The organism is Streptomyces sp. NPDC102462, assembly GCF_044765425.1.
Lineage (GTDB): Bacteria > Actinomycetota > Actinomycetes > Streptomycetales > Streptomycetaceae > Streptomyces.
In genome coordinates this window covers 1-4,041 of record NZ_JBIWKB010000133.1, presented here as the reverse complement: position 1 = coordinate 4,041, position 4,041 = coordinate 1, and the positions used below count along the sequence as shown (strand labels likewise).

Genomic DNA, 4,041 nt, shown 5'->3' with positions numbered 1-4,041 from the left:
GTACTTACGTGGTGCTGGCACTGCTCGTGGTTCTCCTTCGCGCGCCAGGATCATAAGCCTGGCTTCAGGGACTCCACGAAACCGGGGTCAGCTCATAGGTGTAGTGATCCAGGTCGGCTTCGGTAGAGATGTGGAAGTCACGCTCCACCCAGTAGGCCATTCGGTCGGCCATGGCAGAGACGGCGTCCCACAGTTGAGGGGCAATGTTGGTGGGCGGTACGCGGGTCATCCATCGGCCAAGCTGAACAGTGACAGGTTCCAGGTGCTCGTGGTGCGCTTGGAAGATCGGATCGAAGGATGTTTCGTCGAAGCGAGTCTGAAGGGTCCGACCTACGGCGCGCAGAAGTTCGACCTTCGCTCCTGGCTTCAGGGTGGGGTGGTCCTCGATCTGATCGATGGCCCGGGTGGAGAGGTAGTAGGCGGCGATTGCGTCACGCAGGTCACCGTCGAGCTGCATGATTGGCAGCACGAAGGTTCTGCTGGTGGCTTCTAGTGTCCAAAACGCTTCGGCATCTGCAGGCATTGAAAACCACCTCACGTCACGGATGGGGCGAAGGGGGGAAGGCCCAATTCTTAAGGAATTGGTGAGTCCTTGAGTGCTACCGAGCGTCGCGCGTGAGCCCTGGAGCACCAAGAACCGGACCGACGCGCAGGGAGTCACGTGCCGTAGGAGGATCCGCGCCTGGTGCGTCACGGCGGTCCGCCTACGACTCCGCCCAATGCTCCCTTGCTGTGTTCAGAACTCACTTTCAAAGCACACGAATTCGTTGTCCAGGGCCAACCTTGGCCGCATGCGTGAACACGTTGAACGGCACTGCCAGGTTGGCTGACCTCCACCGGGCCGACTGCCCCTGGTGGGAGTGGACCGCCACTGGCCAGAATTCGGGGCCGTCTGGGACTCTCCGTCGTTGAAGACGCGACAGGTGGGGTGGCGGGAGAGGCAAGCCAAGGGCCGTGCGGTGCATGGGAAGTCAAGAACTGTGCTCGATCCAGGCGGAGCGGGTGGTCAGGCGCGGGTGGATACGGGCCCAGGCCATCGCGCGGGTGGTGCCGTATCGGTCGGTGACCTGCGTCGTGGCCGCGTCCGGCTCACCCCAGGTGTCCGGCTTGGCGAAGCGGAACTCCTTGCCGTGCTTCGGCGGTCGCCCGCCCTGGGGACAGGCCAGGGCGTACTCCCTGAGCGAGGGCGTCGGCCGTCGCATGACGCGGTCGGAACGCATCCGTCCCAGCACCTCGACCGGGAGGCCGTCGAGGAGGTGGGCCATCCGTGGAGCGTCGTAGCCGACGTCGAAGACGATGTCGGCCAGCCGGGGATGAACTGGTCCGAGGAGCGTCCGCTGCGGCCGTGGACGTGGCAGCACAGACGATCCGCGCTGGTCGGCCCCTCAGCGCGGAGCCAGTTGCTGACATCGACCGCCAGGACCAGGCGCGTCAGTCAGGCAGCGCCACAGTGAGATCCACCTCGACGAGCTGTCCCGGAAAGCCCAGTTGGGCGACGCCCAAGAGCGTGCTGGCGGTGGTGAACGCCGGACCCAGGGCAGACTCGGTGAGCCGACGCCATGCGACTCCGAGAATGTCCCTCTCATCGCTCCGCACGTAGATCACTGACCGCACCACATGTTCAGGCTGGGCACTCACCGCTGCCAGGGCAGCGAGCGCGTTCGCGACAACCTGGTCGACCTGCGTCTCGAGGGAACCGGAACCGACGAGGTCACCATTCCGATCAAGCGGGCACTGCCCCGCCAGATAGGCGGTACGGCCTGCCTCCACCACGGTGATGTGGTGGTAGCCGGGTGTCTCATGCAGCTGCTCGGGGTTGATGCGGGTGATCTTCTCAGTCATGTCAGCGAGTCTGACCAGCGTGGTGGCAGCACGCACTGCATTTTCTGCATCGGCAAGCATTCCGCAGCGACGTGAGGTCGAAGAACAAGCTCAGTGCCTGTTTCCGGACCCCGTATCGGCAGGTCAACAGGCTGAGCGGTGGTGAACGCTCAATGCGCTCGGGTCGCACCGACTTCGGGATCACGACGATCTCGCGCTGGACGAGCTGGCGCAGGGCGATCTGGGCGACGCATGCTGGACGCCGTACTGGCGCATCGGGGCCTGGTCGGCGGTGCGCTGGAAGTGACCGCTTCGAGGATGGCGTCGCTGTGGACGAGGCCCCCCGGCCGGGAAAGGCAGTAGAGGCACCCCGCGCCGTTTCGAACGCTTGGTGGCTCACTGGTAGCGCTGAGCGGGCACCTCGCGCGCATGCCGGCGCGGATACGTGATGTTCAGGCTTCCGGGATCTCGAGGCCCCACGTGGACGGGTCCACGTCATCGGGGCTGGGCCCGAGTCGGACATCGGTGTTGAGCGCGTCGATGCCGGCGATCTCGTCGTCGCTGAACGTGAAGCCGAACACGTCGAAGTTCTGCGCGATCCGGCCAGGGTCGACGGACTTCGGAATGGCGGACCGGCCCTGCTGGATGTGCCAGCGCAGCATCACCTGGGCCGGCGACTTGTCGTGCGCGGAGGCGATGGCCTTGATCGTCTCCTCCTGCATGACGCTGCGGCGCTCGTCACCGAAGCCGGGATAGAAGGTGATGCCGCCGATCGGGGACCATGCCTGGGTGAGGATGCCGTGTTCGGCGTTCGAGGCCTGCACGTCCGGCTGGGTGAAGTACGGGTGCAGCTCGACCTGGTTCACCGCCGGGACGACCGTGGTCTCCTTCAGCAGGTTCGCGAGGTGGTGGGGCATGAAGTTGCTGACGCCGATGGCACGCACCCGCCCGTCGGCCAGGAGTTGTTCGAGGGCCTTGTAGGCGCCGATGGTCCGCACGAAGTGCTGCGGCATCGGCTGGTGCAGGATCAGCAGGTCGATGACGTCGACGCCGAGCTTCCCGGCGCTCTTGTCGAACGCGTGCAGGGTCTCGTCATAGCCGTAGTCGGCGACCCAGACCTTTGTCTCGATGAAGACCTCGGAGCGATCAACACCGGAACGACGGATGCCTTCACCGACCTGGCGCTCATTGAGGTAGCAGGCGGCGGTGTCGATGTGACGGTAGCCAGTGCGGAGCGCGGCGTCGACGGCGGCGGCGGTCTCTTCAGGCGGGCTCTGGAAGACGCCGAGACCGATGGCTGGCATGGTGACGCCATTGTTGAGAGTGATGGTTTCGTGCGTGGCATTCATGCTGGTACTCCGTATGCGCTGAGGAACATTCCGGTGGGCCTGCTCTGCCCGGACGGTCATGTCGCGGGCAGGGCCGAGCGCGGCCGTCCCGTATGGAAGCGTGTCGCACCGAGCCACTTGACGCCTTCCGGGTCGCGGTGGTCGAAGACGTGGCTGCGGCCAGTGTCGAGGGCGGTGATACGCGCGATCTCGTCGCCGGTGAGGGCGAAGTCGAACACCTCGAGGTTCTGTGCCATGCGTTCGGGCCGCAGGGACTTGGGGATGACGACGATGTCCTGCTGGATCAGCCAACGCAGCGCGATCTGGGCGACGGACTTGCCGTGCGCGTGGGCGATATCGACGAGCACGGGGTTGTCGAAGAAGCCCTGGCCGCCTTGTGCGAGGGGGCCCCAGGCTTCGTGCTGGATGCCGTGCTCCCCCATGAGCCTGTGGTCGTCGGTGCGCTGGAAGAAGACGTGGGTCTCGATCTGGTTGACCGCAGGCACGGTTTCGTTGTGGGTGAGGAGGTCGGCGAGCCGGTCGGGGTGGAAGTTGCTGACGCCGATGGCGCGGCTGCGGCCCTCTCGGTGCAGCTTCTCCATGGCCCGCCACGATCCGTAGTAGTCGCCGAAGGGCTGGTGGATGAGGTAGAGGTCGAGGTGGTCGAGGCCGAGCCGGTCGAGCGAGCGGTCGAAGGCCCGAAGGGCGCTCGCCTCTCCCTGGTCCTGGATCCACAGCTTGGTGGTGATGAACAGCTGGTCCCGGGGGATGCCGCTGGCGGCGACGGCCCGGCCCACGGGCCTTGGCCCCGAATCCTGGACACGGGTTATGCGGCTGGTGCCAGCGTAGTTGATGTTGTTTCGGACGCTGCCTCGTAAGCGATCGGGCTGCG

Annotated in this window: 4 protein-coding genes and 1 pseudogene; all 5 read right to left on the bottom strand. The window is 65.6% G+C overall.

The window, feature by feature from the left end; all coding sequences use genetic code 11:
* Positions 1-64 precede the first annotated feature (64 nt).
* The 5 genes and pseudogenes from ACIRFL_RS43530 to ACIRFL_RS43510 all read right to left on the bottom strand — a co-directional run bounded on the left by ACIRFL_RS43530 (position 65) and on the right by ACIRFL_RS43510 (position 3,946).
* The gene (locus ACIRFL_RS43530; RefSeq protein WP_404041239.1) at positions 65-523 is read right to left on the bottom strand and encodes a squalene/phytoene synthase family protein; all 459 of its coding nucleotides are present in this window, start codon (positions 521-523) and stop codon (positions 65-67) included.
* Between the two features lie 454 nt (positions 524-977).
* Positions 978-1,429: pseudogene (locus ACIRFL_RS43525) on the bottom strand (transposase); the annotation flags it as partial.
* A 2-nt stretch (positions 1,430-1,431) separates the two neighbouring features.
* Positions 1,432-1,842, bottom strand: coding sequence for a RidA family protein (locus ACIRFL_RS43520; RefSeq protein WP_404041236.1), 411 nt, complete (start codon positions 1,840-1,842; stop codon positions 1,432-1,434).
* Positions 1,843-2,273: 431 nt separating this feature from the next.
* Positions 2,274-3,170 carry an aldo/keto reductase gene (locus ACIRFL_RS43515; RefSeq protein WP_404041233.1) on the bottom strand — a complete coding sequence of 299 codons (897 nt, stop codon included), beginning with the start codon at positions 3,168-3,170 and terminating at the stop codon, positions 2,274-2,276.
* Between the two features lie 56 nt (positions 3,171-3,226).
* Positions 3,227-3,946 carry an aldo/keto reductase gene (locus tag ACIRFL_RS43510; RefSeq protein WP_404041230.1) on the bottom strand — a complete coding sequence of 240 codons (720 nt, stop codon included), beginning with the start codon at positions 3,944-3,946 and terminating at the stop codon, positions 3,227-3,229.
* Positions 3,947-4,041: the final 95 nt, after the last annotated feature.

What these genes read in the sequence shown, in the direction of transcription:
- ACIRFL_RS43530 (WP_404041239.1), bottom strand. Translation starts at nt 523, where the DNA reads ATGCCTGCAGATGCCGAAGCGTTTTGGACACTAGAAGCCACCAGCAGA.
- ACIRFL_RS43520 (WP_404041236.1), bottom strand. Translation starts at nt 1,842, where the DNA reads ATGACTGAGAAGATCACCCGCATCAACCCCGAGCAGCTGCATGAGACA.
- ACIRFL_RS43515 (WP_404041233.1), bottom strand. Translation starts at nt 3,170, where the DNA reads ATGAATGCCACGCACGAAACCATCACTCTCAACAATGGCGTCACCATG.